Raw genomic sequence first — 17,780 nt, forward strand, 5'->3', positions numbered from 1 at the left:
GCTTGCTCTAAAGTGACAATCAAATAAGTCCCTTCTGGCGTAGGGACTTTATCGCCTCGCTGAACTCGCCGATCTTTGTTCCAGTGCCAGGCACATAAAGGAGTGTGTCATACAGTTCGCGCACTTCTTGCTCGCCTAATCCCACTTGAACCATCAGGAAGTGACAAAACGAATAGACGCCTTTGTGAGAGCGTTGAAAGTTCTGAACCGCTTTCTTTTTCGCGTTGTCCTTTGCTTTTTTGCCTTTCTTGGCAAGGCGTTCTTGCTTTTTTTCCGTTTGTGCGCGTTCGTATTCGTCCCACTTCTCTTTGTTCAGAAGTTCTTGCTCAAGTGGCCCTGTGATTTCATATGGTTGTTTGTGTATGGATTGCTTGGTGACGCACTTCAAATGAGTGGATGAAGAACAAGGCAAGTACCATATGCGAGACATATTCTTGCATTGCTCATCAAGAACAATATCTTTTGCGACAAACATCTGATTGAAATGATTGAAAAGTAACTCGTTTTCTTGTGGAGATTGAAGTGCTTCCGACAACTCCAAAATCACTCTAAACTTATGATGCTCTGGTTTGTGTGAGTGCGTTGTATATAGAAACCAGTTACATCCCATCTCGTCCAGAACTTCACATGTCTTTTCGATTGAGTTGTTTTCGGAATCAAAATCCAACCCAAACAAGTCAGTACCAAGCGCGTTATCGTTCGTACGTTTTCCTTGAAATGAGCACAAGGAGAACAAAGAATTATCCTCCTTGTTCTCATACACACGATCAGCTTGTTCAGTCAGAAATGAACAGAAAGAACTGAATGTGTCAAAATGCTCTGATTTTCCGTAAATCTCCTTTGTTGATGCGTAATGTGTAATCTTAGTCATTTGTGTTTTCTCCGTATTTGTTGAGCCCTTTCAATGAGTTGTTACGTTCTCTTTTAGCTATATGGATCACGTTTGAAGCCAGCTCGTCTATGCCGCCAGATGAGAAGATTTCTTGTTCTTGTTCTTCTGGTGCGTACTTATCCAGAAGGGCTTGTTGAACAATTAACCCTTGATTGCCTTTTGGTGCGAACCATGTGGTGTGTTTAATGCGTAATTTCTGCATTTCAGAAGTGAAGAAAGCCAAGTCCATCGGCTTGTAACCGAACGTCTGTTGCCATGGGCAGAATTTCTTATGTAACTTTATAAATGAAATCTGTTTACCAGCACCCAATTCAGAGAAAAATGGTAAATTCGAGAGGACAAATCTTTCCGTGATGGAGAGTTTGTTTTCTCCGACATATTCTTTTTCTTCTGTTTCAAGTGACTTATTGATCATTTTATGATCACATTTGATTTCAGATAGTAATTTACAAAGAGAATGAACGAATTTTTGTTCGGGATCATCACGCTCGTTCTCAACCACGAAGTCTCTAACCATATCCTGAATCTGTTGTGTGGTTAGGTTGTCGTGCTTGGCAGGATCAAATGTTGATATGTACGAAAGTCTTCTCGATTCCTTACTGAATCCGTTTAGGATTTCTACCAAATTTCCTGTAATGACTATGTTTGCGATGTTAATAACTGTTGAGTCATTCATAAACTTAGTGCGTATTTGAATGGTCTCATCCGTTCCGTACTTCTTAACGAACGCACTCAAAATTTTTGGATTTTGTGTGTCCTGCTCATTCAAAATGAGAACTTGCTTGCCGATAATTTCGTTGTTGAACTTGTTAGGATCAACCTGATTTTCGTCCAAGTCACCAATGGCAGTTGTGCCGATTATATGCTGCATGAACTTCATGAAGGAGCCTTTTCCGCATCCTTCAACTGGACCGATCAAAGCTAGTGTCGTGTGGTGCTTGATGCCCGGATTTTGATAAATCGCAGCAAACCAGTGGAGCATGTACAGGAACGGATAGAACTCAGTTCCTTTCCATAAATCGGTTGGAGTAGTGAATAAGTTATCAGGCAGTTCATTGGTGACGTTCGTAAGTGAATGTGCGTAAAGCCTTAAACCTCTCTTCAACAATTCATCGTCACATTTTTCAGGCGCATAAGTGAGAGAGTCATTTACGTATGAGTTGAGGACATAGTTGCTTCTGAATTTAACAACTTTATCCGGAACAAACGGCAAACACATTTCGTTTTTAATACGCGGAGATAATTCCCATGCGATGAAATCTTTGATGTTTTGTTCTGTTATTATGGGTTGTTGGCCATGAACAAATTGAGGAATAGGTTTGTTCAGGAACAGCTTTTCCAAGGCAACCTGAAATGAGAATGCTGAGGCGTACTCATTTCGCATGTTGTCATTTTGAACATTGACCAAGCCATATCTGCCTGTCTTTTCAACAATGTAAGTTTGTTCAGCTAAAAATTTGAAAATCGCAAATGAGATCTCATCTGATTGCTGAACCTTTGTGCCAAATTCTTTTCTGTAGTTATAAGGTTTGTATAAGCGGGAGTTAATCCCTGTTGTTCTTGTTGTCATCTCTATAATCCTTCTTTTTAAAATAAGACAAAATAAAACCCGACACGAAATTGCAGTTCATGTCGGGTTTTGTCCGTTCTTGTCTTAAAAGAGGGATTATCCTTATTTAGCGAACTGCAATTTCGCTGTATGTTTCATTTCTATTTATCTTGTGGATATTCAATCAGTCATTCTCTATACGCATATCAGCCATACTTTAACTTAATGGGAGAAATGAGGACACCCCTAAAGTGGGAAATGAGAACGCAAAAGTAGGAAATGAGTAGGAAGGAATTTCCCACTTTTCCTGGTATTTCCTTGTTTTTCCAGAAATGAGGACCAGCGGAGCGTAAAAAGTAGGAAATGAGACCAAAAAAGAAGGAAATATTTCCTGAATTGAGCAGTTCTATTTCCCACTTGAGCCTATTTTTGCGCTCTCATTTCCCACTTTTCGCCTGTTTTTCCCTATTTACGCACTTATTTCCTTGTTTTCCTTCTTTTTCTAAAATTCATAATTATGTAAGTATAAAGCAATAAGTACTATTTTCAAAAAAGAAGGAAAACAAGGAAATGAGTACGCGTTACTTATTTGCTCGTTTGTCATGACTTACTTACGAAGTTATCATACTCCACTCATTTCCGATACTGTTTTAAATTAAACGTTTTAAGTGAGGGTGCTTCTGCGTGTGCTCATTTCTGGAAAGGCGGTTCAACAAAAACAGTATATGGATTTCGCTTCTATAAAATTTCTTCTGGCAGGCGCTTATTCCTTTGAGGCTTTAGCAAATGAAAGAGGGTTATCCCCTTGAGCTAATTTAAAGCCCACACATGCCCCTAATCGTTAAGTTATGCGGAAAGATACCCCACACACTTAAAGCGCCCTACAGGCCCATCCTCGCGCCTCTCAGGGGCTAGAGAAGTGCGTGCCATGAAAAAGTTATTTTAAATTTCAAAATCACTACGCACAAAAAAATAACTAGGGTGTGCGTTTGCGCTCGATGATGAAAAGTTTCTAGAGGTGTACCCCCTGAGTAGGTTTTAGTGACTGGGTGAGCGGCAACAATTCATTCAACGTTTGCCGAACTGCCTCATTGATCAGGTCGATGCTCTCACTTCTGTATGAAACCCCGCCCGCTTCCAATTGAAAGCCAATCTTTATGGTTATCAGGGTGCCATCAGAAAAATCCACAATACCGCCATCTCGAATTGGTGGCAGTTTCTCGTGGCCTTCCTTAGGTTGGACAGACATTGTCGTCGAATTAGGTGTTCGCTCGTCAACGGCAAATTTACAGGGTACCAAGTGAGAATAAGCTGGCATAAGAAAGCGGTGTTTGTCCTGATTGCTGAAGTCACACAGCAACGACAATCCCTCACCATACTGAGCACGCGCACGTTCTATAGCTTCCAATGCCTCTTCAGAAATACATTTGACTGAGCCTCTCTCATCTCTGTTCAAACGCACTCCTTTTCTGCCAAACGGAAACTGAACACGCTTCAAATCGGCGTCTGGATTACTCAATGTGACCAATGCACACGCCACATAATCCAAAGAACTCCTCAAACTGTGAATAAAATCACCAAGTATCAAACTCAACAAAACATCTGGATGCTTTTTAAAGCGAACAATTTTCTTACTCGAATCGCCTGCAATAGAATTGAAATCAAAGTTATCCAGCTTCTCTTCTAGCCTCAATTGTTCTCGCAATTTCTCAAGATGATTTTGAGCGTACCTGTAGCGGATATACGCAGAATGACTCCTCAGCACCGGGGACAAACTCATCACTCAGATTCCTTCGAAAAGCAGCAATATAAGAAACACACCACATAACGATTCTAGGACTTGAAATTCTAGCATAGTCCTAGCATATTCGGTCTGTTGAGATTTTAAGTTTCTGTTTTACAATGGTTTTATGACTGCATAGATCCCTTGGTAAGGGAGAGGTCGACAGTTCAATCCTGTCCAGCAGCACCATTTTTCCTTGTCTTTCCGAGACTTGAGATTGCAAACAATCTTATGCCCGACTAGCTAAGTGTTGTCACAGGGCAGAGAACAAGTCTTTTACGCGTAGATAAGCGTAGTTTCCGCACACATATAATGTGTACAGACAGAATCGCCACTAGCGAAAAAACTCGCTTGAAGAACAGATTCTCTTCTTTTCAAAAACCAAAAATAAAAAAGCTATCTCCCCGGTTGGAAAGATAGCTTTCAAGGCTGAGATTAAAGATCAGTCGCGCCGGTCGCGAATTTTTACATAAGCAATCGCTGCATGTTCGGCACAATACGGTTTACCCGGCAACGGAGTCGCCCCGCAGAAATGAAATCCTGGAGTTCCCGGATCTCCGATCGGCCAGCAGCATGACGGGCCACGACGGGTCGGACGATCAATCCCTGCCGTCGAAAAACGCGGAGGTGTTGCAGGACGCGTTATAGGAAGAACGCGTGGCTCTGGCTTGACCGGCGTCACAGGCTCGCGACGCGGCAGCGCCGGCTCGGGGGCTGCGACTTTGGGAGGTAGCGATGCTGCGACGCGAGGCACGGCAGGCTGCGGCACGACACCGGTTTCTTTCGGAACAGGTGCGACCACCTTTTCTTCGACAGGTGTCTCCGCGACGGCGGCTTCTTCCTTTTTTGGGAACAGATCAGACGCTGCGGTGGCAGCCGGTGCCTTAGCACGCGAAGGACTTTTGCGACGGGGTGGCGCATCCGTCGTCACGGCATCTCCCTCCCCGGCCTTGCGGTTCCGGATGGGAGAGGGACGCGGTGGCAGACCCAGACGGTGCGCCTTGCCGACAACGGCATTTTTGGTGATGGAGAGCTGGCGGCCGATTTCGGCGGTCGAAAGTCCCTGACTCCACAGATCGCGAAGTCTGGCGATCGTCTCGTCCGTCCACTCCATATGTTCGTTTCCCTGTCGCGCTTCGGTGCCTAGACTGGCCCGATATCCTGTTGATTTTCAGTCCTGGGCCACCGGACCCAGAACATCTTCGGGACGTTTCTTACCAGAAACTCCCCGCTACGTCGAAGGCGGTTCTTACGCGATCGTTTTCGCGACGCGCTGAAGCTCCACCAGACCATTCACGACGGCCAACGCGATCTCGCCACGCACCAGCGCCTGGGCATCCAGACCGAAAAGCTCACGACGCCAGCCACGCAGCGCGCCGACATCCGTTTCGCCCAGAGCAATCAAATCCAAATCGTCCGACGAGGCGACCAGACGCGGCGCCACCTTGTGTTCTTCGCACTTGGCCGCAAGAAGAACCCGCAGAAGCGCCACGAGAGCCGTGGACGGCCGGGAACGGTCGGATTTCGAAGGGGCTTTGGGAAGGTCGCATTCCGGAAGCTCCTGCGCGATCAGGATCGCTTCGAGCAGTCCCTTGCCCATCTTGCCTTCGGCAAACCCTCTGGTGACGCCCCGAATGCGGCAGAGAGCCTCGACCGTATCAGGATGGACGGCCGCAATCTCCAGCAGGCTCTCGTCACGGATAACGCGCTGGCGGGGAATATCGGCGTTCTGGGCTTCCTGTTCACGCCAGGCGGTGACTTCACGCAGGATACCGAGCATCCGGCGGTTGCTGGTCCGGGCCTTCAGCTTTTCCCACAGGCGGCGAGGATCGGGACGGAAGGTCTTTTCTTCCGTCAGGATGGCCTGTTCGGAATCGGCCCAGTGCAGCCGCCCCTGTTCGGCAAGCTGTTTGCGCAGCGCTTCATAAACCGTACGAAGATGGGTCACGTCGGCAGCAGCGTAGGCTATCTGTGCGTTGCTCAGCGGACGCGCCGACCAGTCGCTGAAACGATGCGCCTTATCGATGCTGCGCCCTGTAATCGCGCCTACCAGACTGTCATACCCGACCTGATCGCCAAAACCGGCCACCATAGCGGCAACCTGCGTGTCGAAAACCGAAGCTGGAAGACGATCGAAAATATGAAGAAAAATCTCAAGGTCCTGCCGCGCGGCGTGGAAAACCTTGATGCAGTCCGGCTGGGCCAGAAGATCACCCAACGGCGCAAGATCAATACCGGGAGCAAGCGTATCGATCAGAACAACGTCTTCGGTTCCGGCTAACTGAACAAGGCAGAGTTCCGGCCAGTAGGTCTTTTCCCGGACAAACTCCGTATCGATGGTGACGAAAGGCTCATGCTGCAATTTTTCACAGATACGGGCCACCTCCTCGCTGGAGGTCAGGAGAACGGGAGTCGGGAAGGTCGGAGCTTTCGAGCGCATGACACGATCCTACACAAAGCGCAGGATCGTGACCACGCCCCTCACGTCCTTCCCTTACCCGTTTTCCGGGCAGCTCAGAGGCAAACGATCAGAGAGACTGGTCGATCCAGGCCTTGAGCTGGCTCTTGGGGAGAGCACCCATCTGCTGCGCGACCGGCTTACCGTCCTTGAAGACGATCAGCGTCGGGATGCTACGCACGCCATACTTGGTCGGCGCTTCCGGATTGGAGTCGATATTGACCTTCGCAACCTTCAGGCGGCCCTGATACTCGGCGCCAATTTCCTCAAGCGCCGGGGCGATCATCTTGCAAGGGCCGCACCATTCTGCCCAGAAATCAACCAGAACCGGACCTTCGGACTTCAGGACGTCTGCATCGAAGCTGCTGTCGCTGACGGCAACGGTATTTGCGCTCATGAGGGTATTCCTTGTGGCGAATGAAGTTTCTGAAACGGATATCGGCTGCCCCGCCCCTGACTGCAAGGGGCTTTTGATCTGCATCAAGTCCCGGAGCGTACCTGATCCAGAAGTGAGGACGGGAGTGTGACAACGGCTGGTCCTTCCGTCCAGACCAGCGAACAGTGAATGTCGTAGCCAGGATGAAGTTGCTCAAGCACGGCACGATAAGCCGCCATCTGACGCAGATAGACGACGGGCGTACGGTCCGCACGAAGCCGCGGATTACGATTCGTTTTGTAGTCGCAAATCCAGATCTGCCTGTCCCCGATCCGCAGACGATCAACCTGTCCGAGCACGACACGCCCATCACTGACACCCGAAATCGGCTGTTCGGCGCGACTGCCGGGTGCAAAGAGCGGTGCGAGTTCCGGGTGAGAGAGAACGCCCAGCACCTGTCCGGCCAGATGTTGGATGTCCGGTTCCGTCAGACCCAGCGCCCGGCGGGACAGCCAGCGCACCGCCACGGCTTCACGCTCTGCCGCCGGGGTTTCCGGCAGAAGCTGGAGCAGACGGTGGATCATCGTGCCTCGTCGCATGGCCTGTTCGCGGACCGGCGTTGGACGACCGGCCAGCAGCTCCAGCGGGGAACGGGCAGCGGGGAGTTCGCCAAACTCAGCCCCATCCGGACGGCTAGGCGCGAGCGGACGCGTCATGGCATCCTCATGAAGCATGATAACAGGCTTCCAATCCGGTGCCAGGCCTATCCAGTCTGGTAGCGTTGCACAAGGCGGTTCGGCAGATCCAGGCTGGAAGGCAATGGGGGCAAGCGTACGCGCTTCTTCCAGCACGAGCCGTTCGCCTTCCCAGCCCAGATCCATGGGTTCGGAACGGGCATTGGCCAGTTGCCGGAACCCGACCTCACACTGACGATACCAGCTTGTATCCGCAGGTTCGCGCTTGGCCCCTGCTCCACAGATTACCAGCCAGTCACTGGCACGGGTTAGGGCGACGTAAAGCAAGCGATTGCTTTCGGCGCGGGCCTTTTCAGCGTCCCGTTCGGACAGGACGGTCGTAACGTCCGTCCCCATGTCCTTTTTCGGCACCCAGAGCGGGAGTTCGAACGCCCCCGCTTCTTCCCAGAGGAAATCACTACCAGGTGGAGGTTTTGACGTTGTATCCGGCATCACGACCAGACGGGCCTGAAGCCCCTTGGAGCCGTGCACGGTCATGACGCGAACGGCACCCAGATCGCTCTCGGCCTCGCGCTTGCTGGTGATCTCGCTGGCTTCGAGCCAATGCAGGAAGCCCTGAAGCGACGGCGGATGCAGCCCTTCGTAGCGCAGGGCTGCCGTCAGCAGTTCGTCTACCGGTTCAGCGGCTTCCGGTCCCAGACGCCGCAGCAACCGCGTACGACCGCCATGCTGGCCCAGCGTTTCAGCAAGCAGCCGGTACGGAGACGCATAATCGACGCGCGCATAAAGCGTGGACAGCATCTCCCACGCCGCACGCCAGTCCTCGCGCTCCCGATGCCGTTCGCGTAGAACGGTCCAGAGCGGCTGACCTTTCGGACCGAGGGCATGGGACGTCCCGTTGCGGGTGGCGAGCGCCATCAGCGAGTCGTCCGTCAGTCCGCCGAGAGGAGATGTCAGGACGGAAGCCAGCGTCAGGTCATCCTGCGGCAAAAGCAGGGCTGCGCAGAGCATCATGAGATCGCGGACGGCGACCTGCTGCGTCAGCCCGACCCGGACCAGGGTGGCAACCGGCACATTGCGCGATTTAAGAGCCCGGATGAGCGAACGCAGGAACGGCGAGCGTCGGGGGACAAGGATCAACACATCGCCTGCGGTCAAAGGCGCCTGGCCCGGCTGAGGCGGACGCCCGATCTGCTGATCAATCCATTCCGCAAGCGCCTCGGCAAGACGCTGTGGCGCGCTGCGCTGCCCTGTATTGGCGGAAGGAGCGCGCCAGGGCGTCAGGCCCTCGTCATCGTCTTCACCCTGAACCACAGGGACGAGCGGCCAGAGTTCCACACGCCCTCCCTGCCCCGGACGAGCCGAGACATGCGGGCGGAGCGTCTTTTCACCTTCCTGCAACAGACCATGCGCTGCGAGAGGCTGGGAAAACACCGCGTCCACGAAGGACAGAACAGGTGGCACCGAGCGAAAGGAGACGTTCAGTTCCGGATCGCGCCACAGCAGCCCGGCATTGCAGACCCTGTCCGCGAACTCAGTGCGCCAGCGATGGAATTCTTCTGGCTGAGCGCCCTGAAACCCGTAAATCGACTGTTTGTAGTCGCCAACTGCAAAAATCGTGCGCGGACGCGGCCCCATGTCCCACGCGCCGTCCCCCGCAAAGAACTCGGATGTGAGCGCACCGGCGATTTCCCATTGCAGACCGGAATTATCCTGCACCTCGTCCAGCAACAGATGGTCGATGCCACCATCAAGCTTGTAGAGCACCCAGGCCGCACCCGGATCGCGCAGGAGATTGCGGGTTTCCTGAATGAGGTCGTTGTAATCCACCAGACCACGAGCTGACTTGCCGTCCTGAAACGCCGTCAGCATGGGCGCGGCCAGCCCGAGCAAGGCGCGGTTCAACAGAACCAGACGCGCGCTTTTGAGGCTGGACTGAAGATCTAGAAGACGCTGCGCCTCGTCCTCCAGCAGAGGCATAATGCCCGGAAAAGCCTCCTGTGCCTTCTTGGCGACGATCCGGTTCATCTGCCGCACGGTTCCCTTGTCCGTCAGCAGGCATTTCGCCCAGATGGCAGGCGCCCGCTCGGCCCGGTCCGTCCCGAGCCATCCCAACATCTGCTCGACGTTGACTCGGGCGGCGGGAGTCACGAGCCCGAGCACGTCACGCAATCCGGCCCGCAGATCGTCTTCCTTCGGCGGCTGGCAGGCGAGGCTTTCAAGATCTTCAAGGCTCTGCTGCCCGGCGTCCAGCGCCTTACGATAGGCACTAACCACACTGTCCGGCAGGGTTGCCCAGCGTTCCAATAGCGGACGGGCGCGGCTTTCTTCCATGTTCAGCGTGCGGATACGCTGAAAGAAGCGGTCCAACCCCACCGTCCCCGCCACATCCGCCGCAAGCTCCGGCGAACGGGCCAGACCGTCTTCCATCGCCTCGCGCAGAGCCAAGGTGGTGTCGGTGTCTTCCATCAGCGTGAAATGTGGATCGACCGAGGCTTCCAGCGGAAAACGCCGCAGCAACGACTGGCAGAAGGCGTGGATCGTCTCGATCCGCAAGCCGCCCGGCAGATCGAGCACGCACAGAAACAGAGCACGGGCGCGGCGGCGGGTTTCGTCCGTATTGGGAACATCGAGGCTTTCAAGCTCCGTACCCAACGTCTCATCAGGCAGAGAGACCCAGCTTCCCAGCTTTTGTTGAAGGCGGTTGGCCATCTCGGCAGCGGCGGCCTTGGTGTAGGTCAGGCACAGGATGCGCGAGGGGTGCGCGCCATCGGCCAGAATGGTGTCGCCCTCCTCGGTCTGCACATAAAGCGGCAGCATGAGCCGCAGCAGACGGTCGATCAGCAGCTTCGTCTTGCCTGAACCCGCCGAGGCCGAGACGAACACCGAAGCACGGGGGTCGGACGCCTGACGCTGCGTGCGATCGGCAGCGGCAATGACTTCATCGCGGGTGATGGAACGGGAGACAGGAGGCATATCGTTCATTCGCCCTCTCCTTCCGCATAGGCGGCGCGCCATTCATCCACGCGGGCAAGCTGCGCGTAATCGGTGTAGCGCGGGACATGCCCGGCCCAGGGCTGGGAGCGATAAGGCTGATCGGGATTGTCGTATTCGTCCACGAGAGCCCGGAGTTTTTCCATTGCCTCACCGATCAGGGTCGGCGCATCCGTGCCGGAACGTGAGCCAGGGACTTCGCTTTCCTTGCCTGGATCATCCCCGCCGGTCAGGTGCCAGTAGAGCAGTTGCTTCGTTTCCACGGCCGGAACGTCTTTGAACGCCCCTTTGGCCAGCAGCGCGCCTTCCAGCACGAGCTGCACGGACCAGCCTTCCGCAACATTCTTTCCACTGGGCGGCTGCCCGGTTTTGTAATCAAAGATCGTCGCTAGACCATCCGCATCAATATCGATCCGGTCTGCACGACCGCGCAGTTCGAACGGCGCAACAGCCGCCTGAAGACGGAAAGATGCCGTGACCTCCACGAAGCGTCCCTGCGCCGGGCCGCTGTCTTCCATCTCAAGCCGGTAAGCGGCTTCCTTTTCCGCCACCCAGTCCGCAATTCGAACCAGACGCGGCCCCCACCAGTTCACAAGCGCCGGACGCATGTTCGCTTTCGCCAGTTCCTCAGCAAAAACACGTCGCAGAATAACGCTCGCATTGGCTGGCCAGCGCTCGGGGAAGTCCCGCAGGACGCGCTCCATCGCATCATGCACGATCATACCGAAATCAGCGTGTTCCGCACCTTCCTCCAACTGCTTGAGCGCCCGGAGCTTCAGAACATGCTTGGCATAAATCGCGTACGGATCCTGCATCCAGGTCTCGATTTCCGTAATACTGAGACCCCGAGGACGCAGAGCGACGGGTGGACGCGGTTCGGGCGGCGCCACGGCCTCGGCGCCTGCGAGCGGCTGATCGAGACAGCGCTGCCAGTCCAGCGCGGGATGCACCGGCAGATTCTGGGAGCGCCCACCAAGAAATGCATCCATTCGGACCATCCAACGCGCAGGAACGCCGGGCGCGCCCTCGCGCCGAGCCGAACTGGCGAACACGGCTTCCTTCGACGCCAGAATGGTCGAAACGAAATCATGCGCGCTCACACCCGTCTGCCGCTCCGGGGAGGGTAGACCGACACGCACGCGCATCGGGCGGCTCAGCCAGGGGCCCGGATCGCTCGCGGGAGGCCAGACACCTTCGTTCAGGCCGCCCAGCACCACGACATCGAACGCCAGAAGCCGCGCTTCCAGCACGCCCAGGATCGAGACACGCGGATGCGCCAGTTCCACACCGCCGCGATGCGCGCGCAGACCGGTCAGCATCTGCCCGGCCATGGACGTGTTGAGGAACGAATCCAGATGCGTCAGCCGCTGCGGCGGCAGAATACCGGTATTGACGATCAGCGCCGCCAAATGCCGCGACAGCGCCTCACCATCCTCGCCCAGCCACAGACGCGCGCCCGGATGACGCGGCTCCTCCTCCGGAGCGTCCAGTTCGTCCGCCGTGGCCGCCAACGCTTCCGCCGTGTGGATCAGGCGTTCAAGCAGTTCCGGCAGGGGAATGGCGCCTTCGATGGACAGAAGCGGATCGAAAGCCTGCTCGATGCGTGCGATGAAGGTGGCGGGACCCTCCGGCTCGTCCGGGGCATCGGCGCTGGCGCCGTGATCCGGGGCATGTTTCTTCTGCGTATAGTCATGCAGCGCGGCCTTCAGCCCGGCAATGCCGGGCGCAGGGGACGGCCCGCGCAACAGAAGCCGTTCCAGACGCCGGGCGGAGGCGTGGCAGTCTCCCGGCGTACGTCCCAGCGCGGCGAGTGGATGTTTCAGAACGGACAGGAGCGCCACGGGCGAAAGCTGCGCCTCGGCAGCGGTCGCAATCAGACGCAAAAACACTGCGGCCGGAGTCTGGGACAGGGATTCGCCCGCACTGTCATCGGCATGGATCCCGAAACGCAAAAGCTCGGTCCCCACACGCTGCGCCAGCGCCCGGTCCGGCGTGACGAGCGCGCAGGTTTTCCCGGCTTCAGACACGACATCGCGCAGGATCAGCGCAATGGCCTGCGCTTCCTGCTGCTGATCCTGCGCGGGCAGAATGGAAAGACCTGCGATATCACGCGGGCGGCTGTCCTGCCCCCAATGGGCGATACCCTGTTCCGGAAGCAGCACCTCGCGCAGTATCAGCTCACGTCCACGGTCCCGCCCGCCATTCCAACCCGTCAGCTCCTTACGGGACAGCCCCAGATCCGCAAGGATTTCCTTCAGACTGGCCTGCGGATGCGACGGCGGCAGGGCATCCCAGATCTCGTCCGCCATTCCCAGATCCACCCCCGGCAGGATCACGACCCCGGCGGGCAGCCGCGCCACCACGGCCAGAACATCCGATACCGCCGCAGACCCGTCCGCAAATCCCACGCCCCAGACGGGCGTGAGCGGCGGTTTTTCTTCCCAGGCGCGGGCCTGCGCCTTCAGACGTGCGATCTGCCGCGCCACCGGGTTACATAGCCCCTCTTCTTCCAGCCATTTCGGCCAGACGGCAGTGACGATCTCAAGAAATTTCAACGTCTGCTGCCAGTGATCGGAGAAGCGCTCCTCCACCGCGTCCGGAAGCCGCTCGGCCAGATCGACACCGCTGCGTTCGGCCTCGTCCATCAGATCCGCCAGTGCCTTGGCGAGCGGCCAGGCCCGGTCAATCCCCTTGGTGCTGTCCACCCCGACACTCACAAGGGGGGTCTGAAGGATCAGCATCGACAGCACTGCCAGACGCCGCTGCGACTCCACTGCAGGAGGCAGAACGACGTCGATCCCGATGGACGCCAGAGCGTCTTCGTCCACGTCATTGATCGCGACGATGCGCGGCAAAAGTGCGGCCTGCGTGTCCAGAACCCGCAGGAACGCCTCCATCAACGCACGGCCAGCACGACGGCTGGGAACAAGGATCAGACCGGGACCATCCGTTCCGGCTGCCGGGTCCTGCTCAAGCCATTCCTGCGCCACACGGTCCAAAAACGGTTCCGTGCCCGCAATGGTAACGACGCCGCTCATGGGTTCAGTCCTGTCAGGCGCTCCTCAGGCCAGCCCGTCAGTTCCACGACGCGAGAATCTTCGGTGTCTCCTGGGGTAAATGTGAGATGCAGTGCGCCTTCCGGCAGCAAATCCCCAGCCCGTTCCGGCCATTCAACCAGCATGATGCCCTCGCACGCCTCGTCCCAAGCCAGCTCATACAGCGCATCCGGCCCGTCCAGACGCCACAGATCATAATGGTAAATCGTTCCTTTGGGCGTCTCGTAAGGCTGTACGAGCGCGAAGCTGGGGCTGGGAACTTCCATCTGCGGGTCCTGAGCCAGATGGCGGAGGAAACCCCGGGAAAACGTGCTTTTTCCGGCTCCCAGACCGCCGGAGAGCGCAAAACAGTCTCCGGGCGCACAACGGTCGGCAATCAGGGCCGCCAGAGTTTCGGTCGCAAGCTGGTCATCAAGGCGTATCTGCATGCCGCCAATGTGGACCCGACGCCCCTGTGCCAGCAAGGGCGTTCGGGAGCAGATCAGCGACTGCCGTTCTGGAGAAGCTCCATCCAGAGCGCCATGACAGGCTCTTCCTGAAATGCTGCAGCCCGAACCCGGGCAGCAGCCGACATGGCCTGACGCCGTTCGGGCGCGCGCATCAGCTCCAACAGGGCTACAGCCAGGGCCTCCGGCTCTTCCGGCGGGACCAGCAATCCGTTCTCGCCGTCGCGCACGATTTCCGCAGGCCCCGTCTCACAGTCGAACGCCACGACCGGCACCCCTGCTGACATGGCCTCGAGTAGAACCATCGGCAGCCCCTCATAACGTGAGGAGGCCACGAAAAGCGCGGCGCGGGCGTAATCAGCCTCGATGTCTCCGGTCGCAGGCACGATCGTCACGCGATGCAACCCTTCCGCCTGTTGCAGCAAAGCATCACGATCCGGCCCATCTCCCCGGATCAGGAGGTCCCAGCCCATGCTCGCCGGGTCCTGCTCCACAATCCGCCAGGCCCGCAGCAACAGGTCATAGCCCTTCTGTTCGGTCAGGCGTCCCGCCGCCAGAACCATACGGGAGGTTGCCGGATAAGGCCTTTTCGTCACGGGGGGAGCCATGTTCGGAATGGCAGTCAAACGCGCCCGAACCGTCGTCCCCTCACGCCACAACGCCGTATCCCGCCGGGTCAGAACGACGACATCGTCGGCCCAGCGCGCGGCAATCTGCCGCCCCCAAACTCGCTTGCGACGGTTCAGCGTCACGTTGAAATTGAAATGCTCCCACACCACGCAGCGCACACCCGCAAGCCGTGCCGCCGCCACGCCATAGAGCGCATGCGTAGATTCCACGACCACTAGCGTGTCAATCTTCTCCCGTTTCAGAAAACGCGACAGACGCCAGACAATGCGGAACCAGGAATTGAAGATCTTTATCGACCGGTCGAACAGAGATGTGACGGAAATTCCGGGGGCAAGCGGGAAGGCCGGGGCGTCCCTGCCGACCAGTTCCACCAGCCGCACGTCGCAGTCCCGACGCGCCAGTCCGTTCATGATGACGGAAGTCGAACGCTCCGTCCCGCCGAAGCCCTTCAGGTCCTGAATTACAAACGCATATCGTGCCTTCAATGCCCTACCCCAACCCCTTCAAACCGATTATGAAACAGATCATGACGACTGCATCCCAGACCCTCAACACCGATGTCGCGATTGTCGGCGCCGGTCCGACCGCTCTCTTCGCCGCGTTTGAATGTGGCATGCTCAAACTGTCCTGCGTCCTGATCGACGCGCTCGACAGCGTCGGCGGACAATGTGCTGCGCTCTACCCGGAGAAGCCGATCTACGACATCCCGGCCCATCCCGCCATCGAAGGCGGTGCGCTGATCGAGGCTCTCGAACAGCAGATCGCACCGTTCGACGTGCCGCGCCTGCTGGGTTCACGGGTCGAAACGCTGGAAGGCCAGCGTGGGGCTTTCACGCTGAAGACGGCACGCGGCGACGTCATCAACGCGAAGGCCGTCATCATCGCAGCCGGTGCCGGCGCATTCGGGCCAAACCGACCACCACTCGACGGGCTTGAAGCCTATGAGCGCACGGGGGCCGTGCAGTATTACGTCAAGAAACGCGCCGACTTTACCGGCAAGCGCGTTGTAGTCGCCGGCGGTGGCGATTCCGCGCTGGACTGGGCCCTGTCCCTCTCCGAAGTGGCCGCCCAGGTCTATCTGCTGCATCGCCGGGACCGCTTCCGCGGTGCACCCGAGACGCTGTCTCGTATCGAACAGCAGATCGCGGCCGGGAAAATCGAAAAGGTTGTGCCCTATCAGCTCCATGCCCTGCACGGCGCGGACGGTGTGCTTTCCACTGTGGAAGTCACGACCCTTGAAGGCACGTCACGCCATATCGAAGCCGATGCGCTTCTGCCGTTCTATGGCCTGTCCACTGATCTGGGGCCAATCGCGCTCTGGGGCCTGGACACGCATCGCAACACCGTCCCCGTCACCCCGGCCACACTGGAGAGCAGCACGCCGGGCATTTTCGCGATCGGGGACGTGGCGACCTATCCGGGCAAGCTGAAGCTGATCCTTCAGGGCTTCTCCGAAGGCGCCATGGCGGCCCATGCCATCCATGCCATCGTCCATCCCGACACGGCCCTGCATTTCGAATATTCGACCAGCAAGGGCGTTCCGGGCTAACGGGGCGGGGCAGCTTTTTTTTGGCGCTGAGCCGATCGCGGTCAGTTCAGGGCGCTTCTACAGACGACAACGCAGCAGGACAGATATGAAAGTCATCGTCATGGGCGCCGGGGTCATCGGCGTTACAACGGCCTGGTATCTCGCTCAGGAAGGTCACGAAGTCGAAGTTATCGACCGTCAGCCGGGTGTGGGTCTGGAAACGTCCTTTGCCAATGCGGGTCAGGTCTCCCCCGGCTATTCGACGCCCTGGGCCATGCCGGGCCTGCCGTTTAAGGCCGCGAAATGGATGTTCGAAAAGCACAGCCCCCTCGTCGTGCGCCCGCGCCTCGACACGGCCATGTTCCGCTTCATGGGCGAACTGCTCATGAACTGTACGGAAAAGGCCTATGACATCAACAAGGGACGGATGCTGCGGATTGCGGAATACGCCCGCGACCGCCTGGACGCCCTGCGCGCCGAGACCGGCATCACCTATGATGGCGCCCAGAAGGGCCTGATCCAGCTTTTCCGCACGGATAGTCAGGTCGAATACGCTGCCGAAGACATGCGTCTGCTGGCCGAAAGTGGCGTCGAGCACAAGCTGCTGACCGTGGACGAGATCCTTGCCCGCGAGCCCGGCCTCGCCCATGCACGACATCTGCTCAAGGCCGGTCTACTGCTCCCCGGAGACCAGACGGGCGATGCCCACCTCTTCACACGTCGTCTGGCCAAGATGGCCGAGGAAAAGGGCGTGAAGTTCCATCTCAGCGTCAGGATAGAAGCTCTGGAAGCCGCCAGCGACGCCATCGTCAGCATCCGCACCAGCGCAGGACGTATGACAGCGGACCGTTACGTTCTGGCGCTCGGCAGCTATTCCCCGCGCTTTCTCAAGCCGCTGGAACTGCGTCTGCCGATCTATCCGGTCAAGGGTTACTCCCTGACCATGCCGATCACGGACGAAAGCCGCGCCCCGGTCTCGACCGTCAATGACGAGACCTACAAGGTCGCCATCACGCGTCTGGGCGACCGCATCCGCATCGGCGGCACAGCGGAGCTGAACGGCTTCAACCTGCGCCTGAGCCCGGACCGTCGCGAGACGCTGGAGCTGTCCTTCAGCGAAATGTATGGCGGCGGGGACCTGTCCTCTGCAAAATACTGGACCGGTCTGCGTCCCTGCACGCCGGACGGCACGCCGATCGTCGGCCCCTCACCGCGCTATGGCAATCTGTGGCTCAACACCGGTCATGGCACGCTGGGCTGGACGATGACGGCCGGCTCCGGCCAGATCGTTGCCGACCAGATCTCCGGTCGCCAGACGGCCATTCCGTCGCTCGACCTCTCACTGGATCGCTACGGCGTCTGATCCGGTCTCC

General features: G+C 57.1%; 12 protein-coding genes and 1 tRNA gene. 3 read left to right on the forward strand and 10 right to left on the reverse strand.

What is annotated here, in order from left to right:
- Window positions 1-19: 19 nt before the first annotated feature.
- The 3 genes from GKA01_RS02540 to GKA01_RS02550 all read right to left on the reverse strand — a co-directional run bounded on the left by GKA01_RS02540 (window position 20) and on the right by GKA01_RS02550 (window position 4,221).
- Window positions 20-871, reverse strand: a complete 852-nt coding sequence (locus GKA01_RS02540; protein ID WP_146858906.1) for a hypothetical protein — start codon at window positions 869-871, stop codon at window positions 20-22.
- Window positions 864-2,462, reverse strand: a complete 1,599-nt coding sequence (locus GKA01_RS02545; RefSeq protein WP_146858908.1) for a primase-helicase family protein — start codon at window positions 2,460-2,462, stop codon at window positions 864-866. Before GKA01_RS02545 ends, GKA01_RS02540 begins: the two co-directional genes overlap by 8 nt.
- Window positions 2,463-3,453: 991 nt before the next feature.
- The gene (locus GKA01_RS02550; RefSeq protein ID WP_146858910.1) at window positions 3,454-4,221 is read right to left on the reverse strand and encodes a hypothetical protein; all 768 of its coding nucleotides are present in this window, start codon (window positions 4,219-4,221) and stop codon (window positions 3,454-3,456) included.
- 108 nt (window positions 4,222-4,329) lie between these two features.
- Between GKA01_RS02550 and GKA01_RS13560 the strand changes: the two genes are divergently transcribed.
- Window positions 4,330-4,413, forward strand: a tRNA-Leu gene (locus GKA01_RS13560).
- A gap of 253 nt (window positions 4,414-4,666) precedes the next feature.
- Here the strand turns inward: GKA01_RS13560 and GKA01_RS02555 are convergent.
- The 7 genes from GKA01_RS02555 to GKA01_RS02585 all read right to left on the reverse strand — a co-directional run bounded on the left by GKA01_RS02555 (window position 4,667) and on the right by GKA01_RS02585 (window position 15,364).
- Window positions 4,667-5,338, reverse strand: a complete 672-nt coding sequence (locus tag GKA01_RS02555) for a GcrA family cell cycle regulator (protein WP_146858912.1) — start codon at window positions 5,336-5,338, stop codon at window positions 4,667-4,669.
- Window positions 5,339-5,473: 135 nt separating this feature from the next.
- Window positions 5,474-6,664 (reverse strand): ribonuclease D, encoded by a 1,191-nt coding sequence (gene rnd, locus GKA01_RS02560; RefSeq protein WP_146858914.1) that lies wholly within the window; start codon window positions 6,662-6,664, stop codon window positions 5,474-5,476.
- 88 nt (window positions 6,665-6,752) lie between these two features.
- The gene (gene trxA, locus GKA01_RS02565) at window positions 6,753-7,079 is read right to left on the reverse strand and encodes a thioredoxin TrxA (protein WP_062029874.1); all 327 of its coding nucleotides are present in this window, start codon (window positions 7,077-7,079) and stop codon (window positions 6,753-6,755) included.
- Window positions 7,080-7,162: 83 nt separating this feature from the next.
- Window positions 7,163-10,738, reverse strand: a complete 3,576-nt coding sequence (gene addA / locus GKA01_RS02570) for a double-strand break repair helicase AddA (RefSeq protein WP_146858916.1) — start codon at window positions 10,736-10,738, stop codon at window positions 7,163-7,165.
- Window positions 10,735-13,785 carry a double-strand break repair protein AddB gene (addB, locus tag GKA01_RS02575; RefSeq protein WP_146858918.1) on the reverse strand — a complete coding sequence of 1,017 codons (3,051 nt, stop codon included), beginning with the start codon at window positions 13,783-13,785 and terminating at the stop codon, window positions 10,735-10,737. Before addB ends, addA begins: the two co-directional genes overlap by 4 nt.
- On the reverse strand, window positions 13,782-14,231 hold the full coding sequence (gene tsaE / locus GKA01_RS02580) for a tRNA (adenosine(37)-N6)-threonylcarbamoyltransferase complex ATPase subunit type 1 TsaE (RefSeq protein WP_146858920.1): 450 nt from the start codon (window positions 14,229-14,231) through the stop codon (window positions 13,782-13,784). The genes addB and tsaE overlap by 4 nt, the downstream gene beginning before the upstream one ends.
- 53 nt (window positions 14,232-14,284) lie before the next feature.
- Window positions 14,285-15,364 carry a glycosyltransferase family 4 protein gene (locus GKA01_RS02585; protein WP_146858922.1) on the reverse strand — a complete coding sequence of 360 codons (1,080 nt, stop codon included), beginning with the start codon at window positions 15,362-15,364 and terminating at the stop codon, window positions 14,285-14,287.
- A 41-nt stretch (window positions 15,365-15,405) separates the two neighbouring features.
- On the opposite strand from GKA01_RS02585, the gene GKA01_RS02590 reads away from it, so the two are divergent.
- Both GKA01_RS02590 and GKA01_RS02595 read left to right on the forward strand, forming a co-directional pair.
- On the forward strand, window positions 15,406-16,428 hold the full coding sequence (locus GKA01_RS02590; RefSeq protein ID WP_141350734.1) for an NAD(P)/FAD-dependent oxidoreductase: 1,023 nt from the start codon (window positions 15,406-15,408) through the stop codon (window positions 16,426-16,428).
- Between the two features lie 85 nt (window positions 16,429-16,513).
- Complete coding sequence (locus tag GKA01_RS02595; RefSeq protein WP_146858924.1) at window positions 16,514-17,770, forward strand: D-amino acid dehydrogenase; 1,257 nt, start codon at window positions 16,514-16,516, stop codon at window positions 17,768-17,770.
- Window positions 17,771-17,780 lie beyond the last annotated feature (10 nt).

The organism is Gluconobacter kanchanaburiensis NBRC 103587 (assembly GCF_007988905.1).
GTDB classification, from domain to species: domain Bacteria; phylum Pseudomonadota; class Alphaproteobacteria; order Acetobacterales; family Acetobacteraceae; genus Gluconobacter; species Gluconobacter kanchanaburiensis.